A 22,920-nucleotide genomic window follows, 5' to 3' on the forward strand; every position below is an offset into this window, starting at 1 on the left:
TGGCTTTTTGTAAAGAGGCATATTGCCAATACTTGATGGTCTTGATAAAGTGTGAGATCAAGAATAGAGTCATATATTTTTCAGTTAAGTGCATAAAGTTTAGATAAGCTCGGCAAACCTAAATGACAATTAGTCTTATTACTAATATAATTGCGTTCAACTAAAAGACGAGAGTTTTACAGCTCTCGTCTTTTGAAATCTATTATTTTTTGATATAAATTCATCTATGTAATTCTTAACGCTCAACCTCTTTCATCAACGAAGAATGATAATGCAACAAATTAATAATCCTCCTCGCCATCTCAGAAGGCGTAGCATCATACCCGGCTCTAATCCACTCCAATATCCAGCCATATATCCCGTAAGCCCTATAATGAGTGAAATAGTCCGCATTAATCTCAGATGCCTTATCTCCTATAAAAGAGAATTTATTCTGGAAGATATCCTTCAGCACCTCTAACAAAGCTTCTCGGATTCCTGGTATCGGATATTGAATAACAAGTAAGTCATAGTAATGGCTGTTATCCTTCATATACTGAAACACATCGGTTTCATTTGGGTTCATCTTTGTTAAGTCAAGGATGGGATTATCACGAACTGGTTTGCAGAATTCATAACAGAAACGCTTCATCTCCAGTTCAATCATTTCTTTGGCTAATTGCTCTTTGCCGTCGTAGTGTACGTAAAAGGTGGTGCGGTTGTAATTGGCTTCATCTACAATATCTTTTACTTTAACTTTGGAATAGCCTCTTTCTAAGACTAGTTGTTGAAACGTTGCTATTAGCGTGGCTTTTGTTCGTTCAATTCTTCGGTCTGTTTTTGGCATGATTTTCCCTCACTACATGCTTTCGCTTATATATTTTATATTCGACATTATATTTTTTTTGTCTAAAAACTATACACTACTATATTCTGTGTTGAGAACCCATACATTTTTGATTTTTCAATGATTGATACGTTCTGAACTGATTCTTTATACTTAGGTTAATTATATTATAAATCTCTTTAATATAATGGGAAAATGTATAACTGGGGGAATTAGGATGGAAATCCAAGCAATGTTAACTAATGAAGAAAGCGATTTCAAAAAGCAGACACTGCAGTTGGATGAGCCAAAAGCAGATGAGGTGTTGGTACGGATTGTTGCTTCGGGTGTTTGTCATACAGATGCAACTGTTCTTGATGGATCACTGCCAGTACCATATCCGGCGGTACTAGGACATGAAGGTTCAGGGATTGTAGAAAGAGTAGGCAGCAATGTTACTACTGTTGAACCAGGGGATCATGTCGTACTTGGATTTAGTTATTGCGGTCATTGTGATAACTGCCTGGAAGGTAATGCAGGCGGCTGTGAAAACATGATGGAGCTTAACTTCGCAGGTAAAAACAAATATGGTGTATCACCAATTCATAAAGAGGAACAAGAAGTGTCACAGTTCTTCGGTCAATCTTCTTTCGCTACGTATAGCACTGTAGATGAGAAGAACGTTGTGAAAATCGATAAAGGGGCAGACCTTCGTCTATTGGGACCACTTGGCTGCGGTCTTATGACAGGGAGTGGTACTGTCTTGAATTCCCTTGCTCCAGAAGCTGGTACAAGCTTTGTTGTGTTCGGTACAGGAGCTGTAGGTCTATCAGGTATGATGGCTGCGAAAATTGCTGGCTGCTACCCAATCATCGCTGTTGATATTCATGACAGCCGTTTGGAATTAGCGAAAGAGCTTGGCGCTACACATACAATCAACAGCAAAAATGAAAATCCTGCTGAAAAAATAAAAGAAATCACTGGCAAAGGCGCACATTACTCCTTGGAAACAACAGGTGTTCCAGAAGTAACACTATCAGCAATCCGCTGCTTGCGTGTTAAAGGTGAATGTGCGACAGTTGCCGTTGGTAAACGTGACCTGACAATCAACGTAACCAATGAAATCATGACAAAAGCTGTAACACTGAAAGGTGTTGTAGAAGGCGACGCTGTACCGCAATTGATCATTCCGAAACTAGTGAAGTTCTATCAAAACGGTCATTTCCCATTTGATAAATTGGTTAAATTCTATGAAATGGATGATATCCAACAAGCGTTCGAGGATTCAGCAAATGGATCTACTATTAAACCGATTTTAATTATTGATAAAGAATACCAAGCTTAATTAATGTAATCTGAAGATGCTCAGCGGCTATGGTTGAGCATTTTTTAGTTAATGTATTTAATATCATTTTTGAGGTTTTTCCATCGAAGAAAATATGGGTTTTATAGTGCTGTAATTTCGAAGTTAATATATCCAAATTTAGGGGAAATGGATTGTGAAAGCACCATAAGGAGGGGGAAAATGAATCGAACTATTGTTGGGGTTTCTTTATTATTTATTTCCGCACTTTTAACTGTAGGTAAAATGATAAGTACGGCAATGCTTACTATCGCTGAATTTTTAGCACTAGGTGAACTGAATTGGGAAGAAATGATGGACGGAAAAACTCCTAATGAAATAGATGTTGCTATTATCGGTTGCTTAATACTCGGAGCACTTATTCTAATCTTAAACGAGTTGTATGGCGAGAAGTAGAAATTAAAGAGTCTTATCTTATCAGTATTATAATAGTTTGCATTCTCTATAAACAAAATAAAACAAGCCATCCTCAAGCACGGAGGATGGCTTGTTTCATTAAGATATCTGTTCCTTAGCATCTATCTTCTTCTCGCTACTACCCATCTTCGCAAAAATATTAGCCAAAATAGAACCAGAGATATTATGCCAGACGCTGAAGATTGCGCTTGGTACAGCTGCTAGCGGCGAGAAATGTGCTGTTGCAAGCTGTGCGCCTAATCCTGAGTTTTGCATGCCGACTTCGATGGATGTTGTTTTGACTTTCGGAAGATCCATTCGTAAGAGCTTGGCGAAGGCGAATCCAAGCAGGTAGCCAAGCACATTGTGCAGGATGACTACACCGAAAATGGCCAGTCCGGTCTGTGCAATCTGCTGCTGGCTATTGGATACGACAGCTGCTACGATGCCGATTATGGCAACAGCTGATACAAGCGGCAGTACTTTTACGCTTGCTGTGGCTTGTCTATTGAAGAAGCGTTTGACGAGTAAGCCTAAGACAATCGGGATAATGACGACATTTACGATAGAAATAAATAACGAGACAGGACTGACTTCAATCCATTCGCTCGCAAATAAAAGAATGAGTGCAGGTGTTACAATCGGTGCGAGAACGGTAGTGACTGCTGTAGCGGTTACGGATAATGGGACATCGCCCTTTGCCAGGAAGGTCATGACGTTAGAAGATGTTCCGCCAGGGCAGCATCCTACTAGAATGACGCCGACAGCTACTTCAGGAGATAGCTGCAGCCCTTTCGCCAAAGCGAAGGCAAGCAGCGGCATAATCAGGAATTGACCGGCTACTACGGCAAATACTTCAAAAGGACGTTTCACAACTCCTTTAAAGTCGCTCGCAGACAGAGTCAGTCCCATTCCAAACATAATGATGCCGAGCAAAGGTGTAATAAACGGGACAATCCATGTAAAACCTGCGGGCAGCATAAAAGCTACTACCGCAAACAAAATAACCCAATACGCAAAGGTACTACCGACAAACTGACTAAATCGCTCTAACGTTTTCATCATCCACCTCTTCATTCACTGTTTGTGAGATTGTATAACAGTTTACAATAAATTTCAATATTTAAATTTTTCAGATATTATGTACATCGAGAAAAAAGATCCCCACCACAAAACTGGTGAAGAGGATCTTTTTACATGTTGTGCTAGTAATGTTTATTTGGTCATTTAATTTCTTATAATGATATAAACCATATAGGCAATATAGATGACAGCCAAGAGGCCGCCTTCCACTTTACCGACTTTGTAGTTTGTACGTGAAAAAACAAGCAGAATTAGTGTGATGACAATCAATAAGAGGATGTCTATGAATATTGTGCCTTCAATTGCGAAAGGAGATATCGAAGACGACAATCCTAGTACAAAGAAGATATTGAAAATGTTACTTCCTACTATATTCCCCAATGCAATTTCATTTTCTTTCTTTATGGCAGCAGTAACAGAAGTAATTAATTCGGGAAGGGATGTACCTATCGCAACAATAGTCAGACCGACCAGCGTCTCGCTCATTCCGAATGAAATGGCTATTTCAGTAGCGTTACTCACGACGAGTTCGCCGCCTAAGATGATAGCCGCAAGTCCTCCAACTGTAAGAAGCGTGTTTTTTCCCCATTTCGCTTTTTCGGTTGATGGGTTCTCTGTGTTCTGCGTGTTCTTCCTATCTTTCCTGGCAACTTCAAAAATGTAGTATAAAAAGACAGCGAAAAATAGTAAAAGGATAAACCCGTCACTTCTAGTCAGATAGTTTCCATCCATCTGCTGCAGACTTACATCGCTTATAAGGATCAGTAAGGCTACACTTGCAAGCAGTGTGAAAGGAATTTCCTTTCTAATTGTCTCACTTCCAACCGTCAGCGGAAAAATGACCGCAGCGAGTCCAACGACAAAGGTAATATTAAAGATATTGCTTCCTACAACATTACCAACAGCTACGCCAGCACTGCCCTCCAATGCTGCAACGATACTGACAGTGGCCTCTGGGGCGCTAGTTCCCATCGCCACGATTGTCAATCCAATTAACAAAGGAGAAATCTTCAACGAAGCCGCAATTTTTGAAGCACCATCTACAAAAAAGTCAGCCCCTTTAATTAAGAGCACAAAACCAAGGATCAATAAAACATATGTCATTTATACAGCCACCTTTAGCAAGAGAATAATAAGGTTCTTGTATTGCGAAAGTGTAAATAAAGCTAATCCTTTCATGGGGATATACAAAAGCAATAGGTGAGTATTTCGAAAGAGGGTTCACAAGATTTATGGAATTCTGCTTCTTAACAGTACCCAAATTTTGCAGAAATAGAACCTGATTTTGACGAGAGGCTGCATGAGATGCTGATTATGGAGAATTGATTTTCTATCAGTTCTTATTGTAAATAGTTTGAGGTAATTATTTACAAATGTGTTTTTCTATGTCATAAAGCCACTGCTTTATGAAATATGTTGCTATAATATATAGGTAAAATGATTCACTGTGGTTGAACGGATATAAGAGGATAGATTCATGATGTGGCAGGCTTAAAGACCTGGTAATGGACGTTACGATCAGACATAACGTACGTAACGTATATATAAAAAATAATCCATGATGTGGATATCAAGCAGTTAGGGGTTAGTCGGAATGATTATTGGTATAGTAATATGTGCCATTGGATTGCTGCCATTGTTTTTAGCGTTGAGCATAAGCAAAGTGTACAATGAAACAAAGTTGTCGGTAGGGATGATTATTTGTATGATCCTAATCACAATCTGGCAGTTAGATATTGGAGTTCTTTATTTTAAGGATGTTTTGTCAGAAGATATTGTTCTATTTCTGTTCAAGCTGTTTCATGGAGGGTCAACTTTTATCCTGCCCACGGTATTGTATATGGCTTACTGGATCATCAATAATCAACCATCCGTAACGGAAAAAACGAATTGGCTTACGAAAATGTCTTATGCTCTTTTTACTAAAAAGGCACTTATTGGCTTCACTATATGGAGTATGGCGGTATACTTCATTAGTTGGACGAACTTAGGCATAACTGGTTTGGGTGTTGCCAATGCAAGATTTACTAGTAATCACTACTTTCCTGAGTATGGACCGCTATTATGGGTCTATTTTCTGCATATGGCTGCTATTGTATTTTTCTTGTTAGTCGTATGTGTATTGTCATTGAGAATTCGGAACTCACATTTTAAAAATTTCCTTATGGGTTTTTCATTCAACGCATTGGTGCTAATTGTACTAGGAGCTCTAAATTTCATTCCGTTAACTGGTCTTCTTACAAGCAGTATTGGTGTCATCATCTTTTCAGTGGGAAGCATACATATCTTCGTTAAATTTAATGTGGATTTGAAAATACATTCTTATGAATTAATGGAAAAACAGAAAAAACTAGATTATACAGGTCAGCTCACTGGCAGCCTGATTCATGAAGTAAAGAACACAAATGCTATTATTAAGAGTTTCTCAAGGTTGCTGAACAATAGCTACGACTTAACGGAAAGAGATAAGCAAACCTTGGAGATGATATGTAAATCATCCCAACATCTGGATCAACTGACAGACAATTATAGTGCCTACATGAAGGCCTCTTCATTACCTTTTAAAACAGAGGATCTAGTGGAAATTATCACAGAGTCTATTGAATTTTCAGCTGGGATGCTCCAAGAAGACAAGGTGGAACTGCAGTTCACTAATACATATTCGCCTCTGAATGTGTATCTGAATAGGACAAACTTAAAACAAGTCTTTATCAATTTGATCAAGAATAGTGTGGAGGCAATGCCGGAAGACAAGCCGGAGAAGAAGATAACTATCAGCACAGAGATCGATGATAAAAATATCATCATACACTTTATCGACACTGGTAAGGGCATACCCAAAGATAACTGGGTAAGTGTATTTGATCCATTCATCTCATTAGGAAATAAAAAGCGGGGGATGGGATTGGGTCTTCCCTTTGTGAAGAAAATGATGATTGAGCACTTAGGAGATATAAATATAGTTGAAAGCTCGCCGCATGGCACGCATTTTAAGCTTGAAATACCGCAAGAAGGTATGCTAAATGGTGGTAACTATCAAAAACCTATCGAATATCGATTAGATAATGCTTAGATAATCAGATTTTCATCTATGAAAGAGAAGCTCAACTTCGTAATGTTGAGCTTCTTTTAGTTTTATTTGCATCTGAATATGCGATTTAAACGGATGGACATCTGCTATAATGTATGGGCATAAGTTATGAAGGAATATATGAGAATAGTAGCTAAAGTTATTTGTGATAGCTCCTAATTCGTGTAATGGAATCCACATTACTTTGTACAAACGAGCACAGTCAAATCCATAATGTGGATTTCAACAGTTAGGGGTTAGCAGGTATGATTATTGGTATATTAATATGTGCCATTGGTTTACTGCCATTGTTTTTAGCATTGAGCATGAGCAAAGTTTATAACGAAACAAAGCTGTCGACAGGAATGATCATATATATGATCCTGATCACCATATGGCAGTTGGATATCGGAGTTCTTTATTTTAAGGATGTTCTGTCAGAAGATACGATTCTATTTCTCTTTAAGCTGTTTCGTGCGGGGCCGACATTCGGTCTCCCTATTGTATTATATGTAGCTTACCGGATTATCAAAGACCAACCATCAATGGTGAAAAAGGCGAATTGGCTGACGAATGTATCTTATGCTTTTTTCACCAAAAAAGCACTGATTGGCTTCACTATATGGAGTGCTATCGTATATGTGATAAATTGGACGGACTTAGGAATAAAAGGATTGACTGTTACCCAAGAAAGGTATACTGGTGTTTACTATTTTCCTGATTATGGGCCATTATTTTGGGTGTATCTCATACACATGGCTATCATTGTATTTTTCCTAATCGTTATGCCTGTATTGTCAAAGAGAATTCGAAACTCGTACTTTAAGAACTTCCTCATGGGTTTTTCATTCAATGCATTGCTGCTGGTCATACCAGGAATTCTGAACTTTTTCCCATTAACTGGCGTTCTTACTAGCAGCATCGGTGTCATTCTATTTTCAGTGGCAAACATGCACATTTTTGTTAAGTTGAATGCAGATTTGAAGATTCATTCTCATGAATTAATGGAAAAACAGAAAAAACTAGACTACACAGGTCAGCTGACTGGCAGTTTGATTCATGAAGTAAGAAATACAAACGCTATTATTAAAGGTTTCTCAAGCATAATGGACAAAAATGGTTCTCTTGATGAGGGAGATAAACGGAAACTGAAAATGATAGGTGATGCATCGGACCATTTAGAGCAGCTGACAGTTAATTATAGGGCATACATGAAGTCGTCTGCATTGATGTATAAAACAGAGGATCTTGCGAAAATAATCCGGGAGTCTATTGAATTTACAGCCGGAATGCTGCAAGAAAACAAAATCCAGTTGGAATTCATAAATATATATTCACCACTGAATGTTTATCTGAATAGGACAAACTTAAAACAAGTCTTTATAAATCTGATCAAAAATAGCGTGGAAGCAATCCCGGATAACAGGTTAGAAAAGAAGATAACAATCAGTACAGAGATAGACGATAGGAATATCATCATACACTTTATCGACACTGGGATGGGTATACACCCTGAGAACTGGTTGAATGTATTTGATCCCTTTATTTCACTAGGAGAGAAAGAGCAAGGAATGGGATTAGGCCTAGCCTTTGTGAAGAAGACGATGATCGAACATTTAGGGGATATCAATATAGTAGACAGTTCACCGAATGGTACGCATTTCAGGCTTGAAATACCACAAGAAGGAATGCTGAATGGTGGTAAATAACATTTGATAATCCTTAGATTAATAATATGAAAAAGAAGCTCAACATCTTAGCGTTGAGCTTCTTTTTGTATCAACAGCATCTAAATATCCGAAAACCCAGTATATCTTTATTTTGCTGCATAATTTCCTCGTGTTTTCCCAATATCTCTAACAATGCATCATCGATCGTTTTGGATAGAGCATAATCAGCTGCATGCTGTTCATCAACCTGTTCCAAGCCTGGTTGATATTTTGTTATATCGATTCGCTGAAATCCACCATCTCTAAAAGCTTTCACCCATTCATCCTCTGTGAATAATTGCGGGAAGTTGTAAAAATCCACAATCTGAGAACGTTCTTCTTCTGAGATTGTTTGCTCTAGTACAGTTTCGATTGCGATTAAACGGCCGTTCGAATTCAGCACTCTTTTAAGCTCAGGAAGCGTGGAAATAAGATTGGTAAAGGAAATGACGGATTCGGATAGAACAATATCAAAATGTTTATCTGGGTAGGGGAGATTTCTTGTGTCTCCAACTTTGGCATCAATCGTGAGATCTAAGGATGAAAATCTTTGCCGGGCTTTCTCCACCATGATGCTGTTGTTGTCTAAGGCACTAACACTGCAGCCGTATTGCTGTGCAAGATAGGCGGCAGTCTGCCCGGTACCGCATCCAACCTCGAGAAGTGCTGTATCGCCATTGATTTTTTCCTCAGCTAAAATTTTCTTTGTTAACTGCAGTCCGCCGGGATGCGCGCCGCCGACTCCAAATAGTGCGAGGCAATCAAGATATGTGTAATTCAAACGTAACCCCTGCCTTTGTATGACATCATTGCAATATGCTATGAATAGAGAAAAGTTTTGTGCCAATAGCCTTCATGCTGAATAAATTGGTGTTGTTAGGGGGAGAAAAATGAGCGTAATCAGAACGGATGAATGGCTGCTTGAGCATTATGAGGATCCAATAACATTATGCGAGAAGCTGACAGAACTTTTTACTGATGCTTCTGCTGAAGAAATATATGATTACTTCATACGACATGGCATGTACCGCCCGTTAAAGAAGAAGAGGAAGCAGCTTGAAGATAAGGTGTGGGAAGTCGTGCAGCAGGACGAGGTTTTTCTGCAAAAGGTGTGGGAAGGTCCAGATATACCTATCTATATATTCCCATCAGATGAACGTAATAAATGGATTCAAAAGCAATTGGGCGGGAAATCTGGTTTGGCATTCAAGGATAAGCTTTTTTTATTTATCTCACCAGAAAATACAGAAGACGAGATAAAAGCAATATTTACGCATGAGTATAACCATGTATGCCGGCTGAATCGCTTTGATAAAAGTGAAGAGAAGTACACGTTACTGGATACAATCGTATTAGAAGGGATAGCTGAAAATGCTGTTAGGGAGAGGTTAGGGGAGGAACTAACTGCAAGCTGGGCATCCTTTTATTCGGATAAGAAAATCGAGAAGATGTGGTCTGATTATATTGTTCCGAAGCAGCAGCTTTTGCGCCAGGATTATGAATATGGAGCCATTCTGTTCGGTTATCGAAACTATCCGAAGATGCTTGGGTATTGTGCTGGCTATTATGTAGTAAAAAGCTATATGGGAAGACACAGCTTATCCAGTAAGAGCTTGCTGGCTGTTGATGCTAGTGTTATTGCCAGCGATTTGTAAAGAGCCTATGTGGACATGAATAAAGCCCGGCTGCACCAATTCCAGGCTTTTTCATGCTGTCAATGACAAATCTATATTGAAACTGTTATATAGTTAGATCCAGAATAGTGAAAGCAAGGCTATTCCTGCGATGGCTCCAAAGGCTACTCCAAAACCAAAGCCAAAGCCTCGGCCAAAACCGCCGCCATAACCTCCATAACCTCCATAACCGAAACCGCCAAAATTTCTGGAGCGGCCCATAGGCTGCAAATAAACACGATCTCGGTCTACACGCTGGATGATCCCTCTATGAACTTTTCCGTCATGGCAACGAATTTCAACTGCTTTACCGCTATATCTTTGGCATAATGAACGATATTGTCCAACTGACATATCTTCACCTCCATCATTTAAGGATACAGGGTATTATATGCCCTGGATAAAATATCGAAGGGTACATGTATCTTAGGGGTTTAGCGGATTCTTGGTGAACAGCATCTAAAATGTTGAAATGTAGCTGTAAGCGTTCATGACCAGCTGAGATGAAAATTGGATTTGACAAAAAATCTAACAAGGAATAGAATAATCACTATTCAACAGAATCTAAATAACTTAATAATAAAGCTATGAATGCTATGGATCACACTATAGCAGGAGCAGCTTCTGGAGAGACCGCTTTTTACGCGGCGCCGAAGGGTTCACAATCTCAGGCAAACGGACAGAAGAGTATCGGATATGTATTTGTGTTATGCTGCGCGAGCATGATCAATAGTATTTGTTATTCTTGTGATCAAGAGATTGGAGAACATCCAATCTCTTTTTTTATTGGGTTAAATTGAAGGAGGAACTAGATTTGGCACAACAAGAGTTAAAGAGGGACTTATCCAACAGACATGTGCAGCTAATTGCCATTGGCGGTACGATTGGTACCGGACTATTTTTAGGTTCCGGGAAAGCGATACAGCTGGCAGGACCCTCGATCATCTTTGCTTATTTGATTGTAGGTATAGCACTGTTTTTCGTGATGAGAGCGCTAGGGGAGCTGCTATTATCAAAAGCAGGCTATCAATCTATCACAGACATTGCCGAAGATTATCTTGGACCTTGGGCATCGTTTGTGACAGGATGGACATATTGGTTTTGCTGGATAATGACAGCGATGGCGGATGTAATTGCTGTCGGGGTGTATGTGAATTATTGGTTTGATATTCCGCAATGGATACCAGCAATTATCTGTGTAGTCGTTTTATTAGGGCTTAATTTATTGACGGTAAAGCTATTCGGAGAATTGGAGTTTTGGTTCGCCCTGATTAAGGTAGTTACGATTCTAGCATTGATTGGTATCGGCATTGTACTGCTGGTGATCGGATTCAAGACTGATGCAGGAACCGTATCAGTTACAAATCTGTGGGAGCATGGCGGACTATTTCCAAATGGAATCTCTGGTTTCTTACTTGCCTTCCAAATGGTCGTCTTTGCATATGTGGGAGTGGAATTAATCGGGGTATCGGCTGCCGAAACAGCTAATCCGTCTAAGAACATCCCATCAGCAATCAATAAAATACCTTTACGGATTTTATTTTTCTATGTTGGAGCACTACTAATCCTATTAATGATAAACCCATGGACTGAGCTGAATGCAGCCGAAAGTCCATTTGTTAAGACATTTAGTCTAGTAGGAATCCCGATCGCTGCAGGCATCATCAACTTCGTCGTATTAACATCCGCAGCATCAGCAGGGAATAGCGGCATGTTCTCCACAAGCCGCACCTTATTTAATCTAAGTAAGCAAAACCAGGGACCGTCCCAGCTTGCTAAACTGAACAAAAAGCACGTCCCAGCGAACGCTTTGTGGCTATCTGCTATTGTCGTATCAGTAGGAGCACTCTTAAGCAAACTCATACCAGAACAAGCCTTTGGAATTGTCACAAGCATTAGTGCCATCTGTTTTATTTGGGTCTGGAGCATCATTCTTATTTGCCATATAAAATATGAGAAAACACGTCCGGAATTGCAGAAGAAATCAACTTTTAAAGCACCGTTTACACCGTTTGTGAATTATGCTGTGCTGGCGTTGTTTGCGGGGGTTCTTGTTATTATGCTGGTGGCTGATGAGACGCGTCCCGCTTTGTTATTGACCCCAGTGTGGTTTGTTTTGTTGTTTGGGTTGTATTGGGGGAGAGGTAAAAGAAAAACTATCTAAAATAACTTTAAAAACCTCATGACTTTTACCATGTGTCATGAGGTTTTTGATTATTTTTTATTCATAAGATAGCATCGATACTGGTTTTCGGAGTATTAAATAATAGAATTCCTATTTAAATCGAAGATATCAATATTTTTTTGTTCAAATAAATCCTCCAGAGCTTCTGTCCCTTCTTTGTCAGCATACAAGTACTCTTTTGTAGATATAGGAACAGCAAGAAGCCAAGTGACTTTTTTTTCCGGGAAGTCAATAGTTTCTAGCTCTTCCCATAGGAAAGGAGAAGAAAATAAGATATGCTCCATGTCATTCTTTGGATAGTACATTTTAACGACATCTGAGAATATCTCACCAGGCGAGACTGGTAACTGATTATTAATAATATTAAAGGCACAAGTTGAAAGTATATTTGGGAAAAACTCGAAAGTAGAAGCGCTGGCTCCTACAATTTCTACTCGTAAAGGTTTTTCCTCAACGGAATAACCAATTGAATAGTCGGATAACCCTATCGTGGAATATGACGTGATACTATTAAAAGGTCTGTCTAGAGCGGCTAGTATATCAATATTGCTATCATTATTATCATCCCAATATCTTGATACGTTAGGCTTTCCGCCGAAAATGCCTAAGGCAGTGCGAGCTATTATCTTATTCTCGTTTGTAATTGTCATAGTAAACCTCCAAAAGTTTTAGATGGTGATCAGTATCCAAAATAATCGTCTGTTAAATCCTCACCCTTATGGCTTCTGTTTGAGGATGGTAATTCAGGTCGATAGTGGTCAGGATTGTTATGTTCGTTTAAGAACTCTTTTCTTGATATACCTCTCTCCATAGCGCTTTGTTTGTGCTTTCTAAATTCATAGCCTGGTTTGTGACCCATATCCCAAGGCTCGTTCTTCCTCATAATTGTATCTGTAATCGGATCTTTAACTTTACCTTCAGTATTTTTTGCTTTTTCCCAAACTTTATCTCTAACGCCTTTTCTAAATCCGGAAGGTCTACTGTATGTCTTACTAATGGTATCTTTATTCTTTGGTGAATTTTTTATATCGTCCGTGCCCTTGGTTACTTTAGATATAGGGTCCTTACTTAAAGCCTTGCTGACTTTTCCAAAGCTACTAGGACCCCAAGGCACTTCACTTTTAGTTACGGCAATATCTGCTTGTTTAAGATAATCATCGGTTATGTTTTTTGGAGTTATTAAGTCATATTCATCTTTAACATCTGAAATTTTATTTAGAGTAGTTTCTTTCTTTTGATTTAATGCTTTAGATTCAGGTATTCCGTCATCCTTTAAGCCTTTCTTAAAGCTGTTCTGATTTTCTATTATCTTATCAAGAGACTTAATAGCATCAGAAATAAATCCGCTGCCTTTATCAATTATTTTCACAGGTTTCCCTACAGGAAGAAACATAGCTAACGCAAATGCTTTTTCTCCTTTAGTCGCTTCCGGATCTAAAACAGTAGCAAGATCCTCCGTAAAGAAATTCCATACTCCACCTACAGCGCCATAGATAAACTCTTCTGTATCTGAAAGCGGTTTGGAACGTGGTTCTGGAATCTTATCAACAAATTCATACGACTCACCAGTATCGTGCATGTAATGGCGGATGATTCGTCCATCTTTCAGCGTGTGATAAGTACCATCCCACTCGTAATATTCATCTATCACATTCTTTTCGTTCTTAATATATGGATAAAGCTTGTTAAATTCCTCAGCTGTTATCTCCGCTTTTTCACCAGTTGCAAGAGCATTCCTGCCCTTAGCCATCAGCTTAAATTCATTATGATAAGAGAAAAACTCACTGTTAAATTGAGTTATATTGAAATTGTCTACACTAATATTATTCTTGTCAATCGCATTCCTCAGCTTCGACATATACGTCTTCATCTGCTGCATATCGTCCTCAGACTTCTCCAGCTTGCTGGTAGCATTCGAGTCCATTTCGTACATATTATCAACTGTTTTGCTGATTTTCTTTTTTGCATCTGCGATGGATTCTAGGAATACGCTATCTTTTATATGTGATACGGATGCTAGATCACTGACGCTATTAAGCTGCTGATTGATCATGTCAGTTGTAGCAGATAGACTGTCCTGTGCTTTCTGCATTTTATTGGTCAGTTCGCCTTCTAAAAACTCCTGGCGGATAAAGCCACTTTCGTTCGGTTCGAAGGAGAGGACTTGATCACTGACGGTGCTTAATGCTTGTTCATATTGTACCAAAAAGCTTTCCACGAATTCGAGGAAGGGCTTGTGTGCTTCTTCATAGAAGGAGCGGATGGAGTCGGCGGTGTTGCCAGCGAATCCATCATGTAGGGTTGTGACGCCGTTAAGTGCTTGCTTTACTTGTTCGACGTTTTCTTTTGTTTTACTGATGAAATCTTTCGTACTGTCGACTTGCTGCTGGATGTCTTGTACATCTAGATTTTTAATTTTAGTCACCACCTGGTTATTCCGTTAGCTAATATCCTAGTGTAATTATAATAAAGGAAAATTTTGGTGTAAGGGGAAAAGAAAAAAACACATCTATATTACCAGCGATTTAATGAGGGTTTTAGGTAATGAGTCCTTAGGATTTACTATTTCACAATGAACAAAGGACACGTAAAAAACACGTTGATGTTGTAGCTTATATAAAAATAAGCTAACAAACAAAAGAGAGGTTCTACTAATCACTATTATGCTTAGTCTAGAGAAAAACGACATGAATAAGATGTTTATAGAACTTGCAATAATGAATTCCAACCCTGAATACAATCTAGTAACCAGAAATAGAAAAACAATTACTATAGGAGATATAGAAACTACATTTACTAAAGCGCTATCCTATAAAATAAGGCGCATGCTCATCAAAAATGACCATAAATATATTGGAATCGTCGATTTTATAATAAAGAATCCTTTAGATAATACGCCCTGGATAGAGTCATTTGTAATTCATAAGAAGTTTCAGGGTTCGAATATTTCCAAGCAAGCTTATTTATATTTTGAAAGTATGTTACGCCGACAAACGAATACGTGCCGCCTTGCAGTATATAAAAGAAATAAATCAGCTGTTTGTTTTTGGGGGAAGATGGGCTATACACCATATGAAGTAAAAGTGCGCGAGGGGAAGGTATGTCTTTTGATGGAGAAGCGATACTAAATCCTGCACCCAATATGAATGGTGAAATACAAAGAAAAAGGATTGATCTACTTGGATCAATCCTTTTTGCTTTGGAAAATTAATATGCACGAGCAAACCAAACTGTATGTTTTGCTTCCTTACCACAATGCAGGCAAGTATTTTTAGTAGCTGGCGGGTTGAACGGAATGTTCCGCGTTGTGAATTTTGTTTCTTCTTTTACGCCTTCTTCACAAGCATCATCTCCGCACCAACCTGCTAGAACCCAGCCAGTTATTTGACCGTTTTGTTCGGACTCTGCTAGATGCTGTTGTAGTTGTTCCATTGTATCGATATGCGTATGTGAATGCTCCGATCGGAATGCTTTTGCTTTCTCGAATAGTCGAGTTTGCATTGTTTCAAGTTCTTTTTGAGTGTTCTCGACTACAGATTCTAAAGATACTGCTGCTTTTTCATCTGCATCACGAGCTTTCATCAAAGCTTGATTATTCTCTAAATCACGTGGTCCTAGTTCAATGCGTACAGGGACACCTTTTAGCTCCCATTCATTGAATTTAAATCCAGGAGATTGATCTGAATCATCAAGACGAACACGGATACCTCGTGCTTTTAGAGCTGCAAAGATTTCGTCTAATTTCTCGAGTATTGCAGGGTTCTTTTTCCATGGTCCAACTGGAATCAACACAACTTGCGTCGGTGCTATTCTCGGTGGCAAGACAAGTCCTTGCTCATCACCGTGAACCATGATAACAGAGCCAATCAAACGTGTAGATGTGCCCCAAGACGTAGTGTGTACGTGCGTATGCTTATTCTCTTTGTTCAGATATTTAATATCAAATGCTTCCGCGAATTTAGTTCCCATGTAATGGGAGGTACCTGCTTGTACTGCTTTTCCATCCTTCATCATTGCTTCAATGGAGAATGTATCAACTGCACCAGCAAAGCGTTCAGATGGAGTCTTCTGCCCATCATAAACAGGAATCGCAAGTAATTCTTCAATGACTTCTTTGTAGACGTTCAGCATTTGCATCGTTTCCTTACGTGCATCTTCTTCATCCACGTGAGCAGTATGACCTTCCTGCCACAGGAATTCAGAAGTACGAATGAAGGGGAGAGTTTTCTTCTCCCAGCGGAATACATTTGCCCACTGATTAATTAGAACTGGAAGATCACGATAGCTCTTAATCCAGTTGGAATACAAGTGACCAATCATTGTTTCGGAAGTCGGGCGAAGTGCTAAACGCTCTTCTAACTGTTCTCCAGCAGCTTCTGTTACCCAAGGAAGCTCTGGTGAAAAGCCTTCAATATGATCTTTTTCCTTTTGGAAGAAAGATTCAGGAATCAGCATAGGGAAGTAGGCATTACGATGACCAGTTTCTTTGAACCGCTTATCCATTTCTTCTTTAATATGCTCCCAGATCTCGTAACCATCTGGCTTGAATGCAATACTGCCGCGAACTGGCGTGTAATCAATTAAATCAGCTTTTTGAATCGTATCAATATACCACTTTGTAAAATCGTTTGTCTTTTGAGACATTGTTTTTCCTCCTTAAAATATAAAAAAGCATAAAGAGTCCAAAAAGGACGTCTCTATGCTTAATAGACGTGGTACCACCTTAGTTCAACTTAATATATATTAAGTCCTCTATACGTTTGTAACGAAACGACTCGGTTAGTTTTATCTAACATCTCCGTGGCAGGGTTCAATAAGAAGAGGTGATATAGCTCTCAGCCAAGGCTATATTTTCTGTTTCACAATCCTTATTTACTTGGTCACATCATTGATTGGTTATTTATAATTTAATATAGCAATTGGTTGAGCGGAATTCAATAACATAAAAGGATATCAGTAAAAAGAAACCTTATGATTCTTTGCAAAGGCTTTAACTTTGTCGGCTCTAGTTAGATTATTTTTAATTAAAAGGGGAATTGATTTCTATCTTAATTGTTCTTCGAGGTGAGTCTATGTTAAATCCGATGGCACATTCGCTTAATAAGCTTCGCATAAATTATGATTTTAAGAAGGAGGATATTATAAAAACTAAAAAAGAGTATAAAAAAGGAGATATCATCATAACGAAGAGTGTCAGTTTTAATGGGTTTCTTGGACATGTTGGTATTTTTGTAAGTCCAACTCATATCCTGCATACCTCAAGGTGGATAGGTTATCCTTTTCCGAAATTGATTACAATTGATAGTTTTAGAAAGAGATACAAAAAGAATATTGTCATACGGCCTGAATCTCCGCAAATTGGGGAAGAAGCTGCAGATATTGCACTGGAGCATTTCTATGATAAGAACATTGGATACAAAATCTCCAGGAACCCTAAACTTACTAAGAATAGTACGTATTGCAGCGAATTAGTTTGGTACGCATATTACAAAGCCGGACTAGAATTTAAGATCTTTAATACAAATTATTTCAAAGATGGCAGCTGGGTATCTCCTGGTCCGAAAGACTTTATCTATCCGTATGATTTTGCTAATCCGATTTATGTAAAATACAATGGATTCAGCTTTGTACACATTACATGATGTACTCCTGCCCATTGCGAATATATGAATCTAAGGAAACGTTTTTCTTCCCGTTCATATAGTAGTAATAAAGCTTATCATCCTCTTTGATAGCCACTGCAACCAATACCTTTTTATTCCCCTTTAAAAATGAAGTGAAAGGTTTTATATAAAGAATAGTATTCCTTTCGTATCCCTCATTTTGAAGGTGAATGTAGACAATTCGCTTGATATATAATCTCCTTAGAAGATAATAACTTATTAATAATAGTGCTAATGAGACTGTTGTTGGCATATGCATTCTCTCCTGGACTGCTAGTAAATTAGTGTTGAAACCTAAAAATTGTAATTACATTTTACCCTGAGCTATGTAATGAAAAACATTTTTCAGTTATAGTACCTGCTAAAGTTGTTTCTCCGTGTACGGCAGCTAACAACTAATTCTATCCTTTCAGGGAGTACCCTTTTAAATCAGAAAAAGATAGACATGCACCCAGTTTCCAATAACGAATACACTATAAACGTTAAATTGGATATAAGTATGGGGGAGAAGTTCATGTACTATCGAGGATTTCCTAATAATGTTCCAAATCACAACACTTATATATCACCGGAGGATGCTTATCTTAGACAGCAAAATTACATTTACAATCCATCTTATGGATATGTGCAACACAACAATCAGCCAAAAAATTGTTATACACAAAGAGAAGTTGAATTGATGCGAAATGAACGAAGTCTTTGGGAGGAGCATGTTGCCTGGACACGAATGGCTATCATCAGTTTGGTATTCAATTTACCGGACGTGAATTTTGTGTTAGCGCGTCTTTTAAAAAATGCTGAGGATATGGGGAATATGTTCCGCCCGATTTATGGAGACAATGCGGCAAACATGTACGCAGCATTAATTAAAGAGCATCTCTTGATAGCGGCGGATCTTGTGAAGGCTGCGATTGCAGGCGATACACAGGCAGCAAATGAAGCGGAAAGAAAATGGTACGAAAACGCAGATGAAATTGCTGTTTTCCTTAATAGTATAAATCCATTTCTGCCAGTTGAGCAGGTGAGGCAGATGTTTTATCAGCATTTAGCTCTTACCAAGCAGGAAGCTTTGTATATGATTAATAAGGATTACGAAAAGGACATTGCAGTCTATGATCAGATAGAAAAGCAAGCAAGAGAAATGGCTGATATGATTTCGGATGCTATGATCAAGTTGTATCCAGATTTAAGAGGGTAACACAGATTGATCGGTAAAGAAGTGGCTGAATTTCAGCCGCTTTTTTTATTTTCTTTATAAGTAAAATCATCAATCTCCGATATTGGAATTATAATTCTACCAATTCCACATTTTACATGTTTAATTCTTGAAAGTTATAGCCGATATATGTTAAGCCACTGTAAACGGGAAACGCATACAAGTATATTCGCAGCTAATTTCACGAATGGTAGTGGTTAGAAAACTTCAGGAGGGTGACTAATGAGAGTCATCAATCGTCTTAAGCTTGGCACAAAAATAAATTTACTTGTGTTAACAGTAGTCCTGCTATTCGCTGGAATTATCTCGTATGTGGTAATGAATAATATGACGCACGGAATGAAAGGAATTGCATTAGAGAAAGCAAAATCGGATCTGCAGCTGGCCGAAGAGTATATCGATGCGGTTCATCCAGGTTCCTGGGAAATTAGAGATGGTGTGTTGTACAAAGGCGAAACCAAAATGAACGACAACTTTGATCTTGTAGATCGGATAGCGGAATTGACAGGGGATACCGTAACGATTTTTCAACAGGATACACGGGTAGCTACAAATGTAATGACTGACGGGGAACGTGCCGTTGGAACACAGGTTTCAGCTGCAGTTAAACAAGCCGTTATAGAGAAGGAAGAAACGTACTACGGTGAAGCTGAGGTAGTCGGAAACAGTTACCAGACTGCGTATTCCCCTATTAAAAATGATCAGGGACAAGTTATTGGTATATGGTATGTCGGGGCTTCAGACAGCATGGTTGCATCAAGTATTGCAGATTTTACAAAAATATTCGTTGTTGTTCTGGTCCTTGTTGTTGTCTTGGTTATCGTGGTGGTATTGTTCTTCACCCGAGGTATTAAGAAAAGACTGAGCCGAATCTCGCAGGCAATGCACAATGCGGGGAAAGGAGATTTTTCTTATGTGGTTAAGGATTCCTCGAATGATGAAATTGGACAGCTGACATTGAATCTAAGTGAGATGCGAGAGAATTTATCAGATGTCATGAAAACTATCGCTGAGACATCTGATCAAGTAGCGGCTTCGTCTGAAGAATTGACTGCCAGCGCAGAAGAAAGCTCTAAATCTGCTGAATTAATTGCCGCTTCCACTCAGACAGCAGCTAATGGCACAGAGCTCACCATGCATCACGTGGAAGATGTGGTAGCGTCTGTTGAGCATATGCAGGTGCGGGTAAAAGAGGCACAAACAAACAGCCAAACGATTATGACATTGTCAGATACTGCATCCCGCAATTCACAGGATGGAACAGAAGCAGTGCTTGCTGTTGTAAAACAGATGAATGAAATCAATAACTCCGTTACCGAAATCGGTTCATTCGTTAACGGATTAGATAAAAAATCAAAAGAAATTGGAACAATCGTCAATTTAATAAGTGATATTTCAAACCAAACGAATCTATTAGCACTGAATGCGGCAATAGAAGCAGCCAGAGCTGGGGAACAAGGCAAAGGCTTTGCAGTAGTAGCGGATGAAGTGAGAAAACTAGCTGAGCAATCAGCTAATTCTACTCAACTGATTGCTTCTCTCATCTCGGATATCCAAGCCGAAACGGATAAAGCTGTAACTGCAATGCAGCACGGTGCAGAAAATGTGGAAGAAGGCATTCGAAAAACAGAAAACGTAAATGATTCATTCCAGTATATTAAACAGGCTATCAATCAAGTGACAAACAACGTCCAGGAAGTCTCTCAAACAATCGAAGGAGTCTCTTCCGGAAGTAAAAGCATTGTAGAAGTAATGGACAAAGTTAAAATGACTGCGCGAGAAAACGCTGAATCAAACGAAACAAATGCAGCTGCATCACAGCAGCAATCCGCTGCTATGGAAGAGATTTCTGCCTCATCAGAAGCTCTATCTGGAATGGCGATGGATTTACAAGCAGCACTGGGTAAATTTAAGTTTTAAAGAGAACAGCCTCCTGTTTATAGGGGGCTTTTTTTAATTCATGAGCTATGCGTAAGAACGTGTCTCCGAAACCTCTGCTTTTCCCGTATACTGTACGTATATAAAAAGTGATACTTCGTGAGAAAGAAGTGAAAAAATGAATGAATCAATACTGCTAGTTGAAGATGATACACAGATTAATGAGATGGTTGCGTCTCATTTGAAGAAAGAAGGATATACGATTTTCTCCGCTTTTGATGGGCGGGAGGCATTGGATTTGTTTGCGCAAGAAAGCGTAGATCTAATCATTCTTGATTTGATGCTGCCTGCTTATAATGGGTTGGATATTGTACAGCTGATTAGGCGTGAGAGCATGCTGCCGATTCTGATTATGTCTGCAAAGGATAGTGATGTAGATAAGGCGCTCGGGCTTGGTTTTGGTGCAGATGATTACATAGGGAAACCATTTTCGCTCATTGAATTAACTGCGAGGGTGAAGGCGGCATTGCGGCGGTCGATGCAATATAGTCTGCCATACGAAGAGAAAGAGAAGGTTGTAAGTGTACGTGATTTGAATATTGATTTGAATAACTTCTCTGTCAGCAAAAAAGGGAAGCCCATTAACCTGACAGCAAAGGAATTCCAGATTCTAAGCTTGTTCGCAACAAGTCCGAATCAAGTGTTCACAAAGGGACAGCTGTTCGAAAGTGTGTGGAAGGAAACGTATTATGGTGATGATAATGTTATTAACGTCCATATCCGTAGACTGCGGGAGAAGATTGAGGATGATGCGTCTGCTCCTTTGTATATAAAAACGATATGGGGAATTGGCTACAAGATGGAGATGCAACTATGATTTATGTTGTTGCTTTTTTGGTAGTGTGCATAGGGATTTTGTTGTTCCTGCATTATCGAACCAGGGGGAAAATGAAACGCAATCTGCAGTATATGACCGAGAAACTCAAAGCTATCACTGCAACGGATTCTGCTGAAAGGTTACTGCTAGTGACGGATGATCAGGAGCTGCGTGATTTGCTGAATGAGATTAATAGCTTGCTAGATTATCATCAAGAATCAATGGCAGATCTGGCACGCCTCCGAATTTCTACGAACCGGATGCTTTCAAATGTGTCGCATGATTTAAAAACGCCGCTCACCGTTATTTCTGGATATATTGAGACGATTCAGCATGATAAGCAGTTTAGTACGCAGGAGAGAGAAGTACTTTTGGATAAAGTACAATCTAAGGTCATGGAGGTTGCGGGTTTGATCAATACCTTTTTTGATTTGGCAAAGCTGGAATCGGAGGATTGGCAGCTGGAGACAGAACGGATACAGCTGAATGAGGTTTGCCGAAAAGCGATACTTGGCTATTACGATACGTTAACGAGTAAAGGTTTTACTGTACATATTGATTTGCCGGAAGAGTCGATACATATAGAAGCAGACCCGGCTGCGCTGACACGGATTCTAGAGAATTTATTGTCTAATAGCATTCGCTACGGGAAGGACGGGAAAACCGTTGGCATGACTATGCGTCAGGATGAGGAGAACGTCTTTATAGAGGTGTGGGATAAAGGAAAAGGCATACAGGAAACCGATAAAGATCGGATATTTGAGCGGCTTTATACAGCGGATGATGCTAGAACATCTACAGCGCAGGGCAGCGGCCTCGGATTGATGATTGCTAAGCGCTTGACCGAGCAGATGCGGGGACGAATCCATTTCTCCAGTATACCGTATACGAAAACCACCTTTACGCTCACATTCCCAAAGCCTAAATTAGAGGATTATAGCAAACTTAAGAAAGTCGTAAGGATTCCTTAAGTGGATTGACAGTTTCCTTTGTTAAAGTGAA

At 39.1% G+C, this 22,920-nt stretch carries 21 protein-coding genes, 1 riboswitch and 1 other annotated feature; of the genes, 12 read left to right on the forward strand and 9 right to left on the reverse strand.

Features of this window, described 5'->3' with window-relative positions:
- Window positions 1–235 precede the first annotated feature (235 nt).
- Window positions 236–826 carry a TetR/AcrR family transcriptional regulator gene (locus GZ22_RS12745; protein WP_245609665.1) on the reverse strand — a complete coding sequence of 197 codons (591 nt, stop codon included), beginning with the start codon at window positions 824–826 and terminating at the stop codon, window positions 236–238.
- A gap of 217 nt (window positions 827–1,043) precedes the next feature.
- On the opposite strand from GZ22_RS12745, the gene GZ22_RS12750 reads away from it, so the two are divergent.
- Together GZ22_RS12750 and GZ22_RS12755 are read left to right on the forward strand one after the other, a co-directional pair.
- Window positions 1,044–2,150 carry an NAD(P)-dependent alcohol dehydrogenase gene (locus GZ22_RS12750; protein WP_038563180.1) on the forward strand — a complete coding sequence of 369 codons (1,107 nt, stop codon included), beginning with the start codon at window positions 1,044–1,046 and terminating at the stop codon, window positions 2,148–2,150.
- A gap of 180 nt (window positions 2,151–2,330) precedes the next feature.
- On the forward strand, window positions 2,331–2,564 hold the full coding sequence (locus tag GZ22_RS12755; RefSeq protein ID WP_038563183.1) for a hypothetical protein: 234 nt from the start codon (window positions 2,331–2,333) through the stop codon (window positions 2,562–2,564).
- 99 nt (window positions 2,565–2,663) lie between these two features.
- On the opposite strand, the gene GZ22_RS12760 is transcribed toward GZ22_RS12755, so the two are convergent.
- Both GZ22_RS12760 and GZ22_RS12765 read right to left on the reverse strand, forming a co-directional pair.
- Window positions 2,664–3,626: a bile acid:sodium symporter family protein gene (locus tag GZ22_RS12760; RefSeq protein WP_038563185.1), complete on the reverse strand. Its 963-nt coding sequence runs from the start codon at window positions 3,624–3,626 to the stop codon at window positions 2,664–2,666.
- 165 nt (window positions 3,627–3,791) lie between these two features.
- Window positions 3,792–4,751 (reverse strand): calcium/sodium antiporter, encoded by a 960-nt coding sequence (locus tag GZ22_RS12765; protein ID WP_038563188.1) that lies wholly within the window; start codon window positions 4,749–4,751, stop codon window positions 3,792–3,794.
- A 490-nt stretch (window positions 4,752–5,241) separates the two neighbouring features.
- On the opposite strand from GZ22_RS12765, the gene GZ22_RS12770 reads away from it, so the two are divergent.
- Together GZ22_RS12770 and GZ22_RS12775 are read left to right on the forward strand one after the other, a co-directional pair.
- Window positions 5,242–6,720 carry a sensor histidine kinase gene (locus GZ22_RS12770; RefSeq protein ID WP_245609666.1) on the forward strand — a complete coding sequence of 493 codons (1,479 nt, stop codon included), beginning with the start codon at window positions 5,242–5,244 and terminating at the stop codon, window positions 6,718–6,720.
- Window positions 6,721–6,983: 263 nt separating this feature from the next.
- Complete coding sequence (locus GZ22_RS12775) at window positions 6,984–8,426, forward strand: sensor histidine kinase (protein ID WP_245609667.1); 1,443 nt, start codon at window positions 6,984–6,986, stop codon at window positions 8,424–8,426.
- 70 nt (window positions 8,427–8,496) lie between these two features.
- On the opposite strand, the gene GZ22_RS12780 is transcribed toward GZ22_RS12775, so the two are convergent.
- Window positions 8,497–9,207 carry a class I SAM-dependent methyltransferase gene (locus GZ22_RS12780; RefSeq protein WP_038563191.1) on the reverse strand — a complete coding sequence of 237 codons (711 nt, stop codon included), beginning with the start codon at window positions 9,205–9,207 and terminating at the stop codon, window positions 8,497–8,499.
- Window positions 9,208–9,316: 109 nt separating this feature from the next.
- Here GZ22_RS12780 and GZ22_RS12785 point away from each other — a divergent pair, with 109 nt between their 5' ends.
- The gene (locus GZ22_RS12785) at window positions 9,317–10,081 is read left to right on the forward strand and encodes a DUF2268 domain-containing putative Zn-dependent protease (protein WP_038563192.1); all 765 of its coding nucleotides are present in this window, start codon (window positions 9,317–9,319) and stop codon (window positions 10,079–10,081) included.
- A 93-nt stretch (window positions 10,082–10,174) separates the two neighbouring features.
- Here the strand turns inward: GZ22_RS12785 and GZ22_RS12790 are convergent, their stop codons facing one another.
- A complete protein-coding gene (locus GZ22_RS12790; RefSeq protein WP_038563195.1) occupies window positions 10,175–10,453 on the reverse strand; it encodes a hypothetical protein in 279 nt (92 codons plus the stop codon).
- A gap of 260 nt (window positions 10,454–10,713) precedes the next feature.
- Window positions 10,714–10,792, forward strand: a riboswitch (glycine riboswitch).
- 121 nt (window positions 10,793–10,913) lie between these two features.
- Between GZ22_RS12790 and GZ22_RS12795 the strand changes: the two genes are divergently transcribed.
- Window positions 10,914–12,263, forward strand: coding sequence for an amino acid permease (locus GZ22_RS12795; RefSeq protein WP_038563198.1), 1,350 nt, complete (start codon window positions 10,914–10,916; stop codon window positions 12,261–12,263).
- Window positions 12,264–12,358: 95 nt separating this feature from the next.
- Here the strand turns inward: GZ22_RS12795 and GZ22_RS12800 are convergent, their stop codons facing one another.
- Entirely contained in the window at window positions 12,359–12,934 is a 576-nt protein-coding gene (locus GZ22_RS12800; protein ID WP_038563200.1) for a suppressor of fused domain protein, read from the reverse strand.
- Between the two features lie 29 nt (window positions 12,935–12,963).
- Complete coding sequence (locus tag GZ22_RS18300) at window positions 12,964–14,712, reverse strand: T7SS effector LXG polymorphic toxin (RefSeq protein ID WP_084160743.1); 1,749 nt, start codon at window positions 14,710–14,712, stop codon at window positions 12,964–12,966.
- A gap of 259 nt (window positions 14,713–14,971) precedes the next feature.
- Between GZ22_RS18300 and GZ22_RS12810 the strand changes: the two genes are divergently transcribed.
- The gene (locus tag GZ22_RS12810; RefSeq protein WP_164072085.1) at window positions 14,972–15,412 is read left to right on the forward strand and encodes a GNAT family N-acetyltransferase; all 441 of its coding nucleotides are present in this window, start codon (window positions 14,972–14,974) and stop codon (window positions 15,410–15,412) included.
- A 79-nt stretch (window positions 15,413–15,491) separates the two neighbouring features.
- Here GZ22_RS12810 and proS read toward each other — a convergent pair whose 3' ends face one another.
- Entirely contained in the window at window positions 15,492–16,928 is a 1,437-nt protein-coding gene (proS, locus tag GZ22_RS12815; protein WP_038563205.1) for a proline--tRNA ligase, read from the reverse strand.
- A 40-nt stretch (window positions 16,929–16,968) separates the two neighbouring features.
- Window positions 16,969–17,182: a binding site (T-box leader), on the reverse strand.
- Between the two features lie 174 nt (window positions 17,183–17,356).
- On the opposite strand from proS, the gene GZ22_RS12820 reads away from it, so the two are divergent.
- Window positions 17,357–17,926: a C40 family peptidase gene (locus tag GZ22_RS12820; RefSeq protein ID WP_051748264.1), complete on the forward strand. Its 570-nt coding sequence runs from the start codon at window positions 17,357–17,359 to the stop codon at window positions 17,924–17,926.
- On the opposite strand, the gene GZ22_RS12825 is transcribed toward GZ22_RS12820, so the two are convergent.
- A complete protein-coding gene (locus GZ22_RS12825; protein ID WP_038563207.1) occupies window positions 17,919–18,200 on the reverse strand; it encodes a hypothetical protein in 282 nt (93 codons plus the stop codon). The genes GZ22_RS12820 and GZ22_RS12825 overlap by 8 nt on opposite strands.
- A gap of 426 nt (window positions 18,201–18,626) precedes the next feature.
- Here GZ22_RS12825 and GZ22_RS12830 point away from each other — a divergent pair, with 426 nt between their 5' ends.
- The 4 genes from GZ22_RS12830 to GZ22_RS12845 all read left to right on the forward strand — a co-directional run bounded on the left by GZ22_RS12830 (window position 18,627) and on the right by GZ22_RS12845 (window position 22,889).
- A complete protein-coding gene (locus GZ22_RS12830; RefSeq protein WP_038566025.1) occupies window positions 18,627–19,145 on the forward strand; it encodes an acetylglutamate kinase in 519 nt (172 codons plus the stop codon).
- Between the two features lie 240 nt (window positions 19,146–19,385).
- Window positions 19,386–21,083 carry a methyl-accepting chemotaxis protein gene (locus tag GZ22_RS12835; RefSeq protein WP_051748265.1) on the forward strand — a complete coding sequence of 566 codons (1,698 nt, stop codon included), beginning with the start codon at window positions 19,386–19,388 and terminating at the stop codon, window positions 21,081–21,083.
- A 136-nt stretch (window positions 21,084–21,219) separates the two neighbouring features.
- Complete coding sequence (locus GZ22_RS12840; RefSeq protein WP_038563210.1) at window positions 21,220–21,918, forward strand: response regulator transcription factor; 699 nt, start codon at window positions 21,220–21,222, stop codon at window positions 21,916–21,918.
- A complete protein-coding gene (locus GZ22_RS12845; protein WP_084160744.1) occupies window positions 21,915–22,889 on the forward strand; it encodes a sensor histidine kinase in 975 nt (324 codons plus the stop codon). The genes GZ22_RS12840 and GZ22_RS12845 overlap by 4 nt, the downstream gene beginning before the upstream one ends.
- Window positions 22,890–22,920: the final 31 nt, after the last annotated feature.

The sequence above is a fragment of the Terribacillus saccharophilus genome (assembly GCF_000725365.1).
Lineage (GTDB): Bacteria > Bacillota > Bacilli > Bacillales > Amphibacillaceae > Terribacillus > Terribacillus saccharophilus.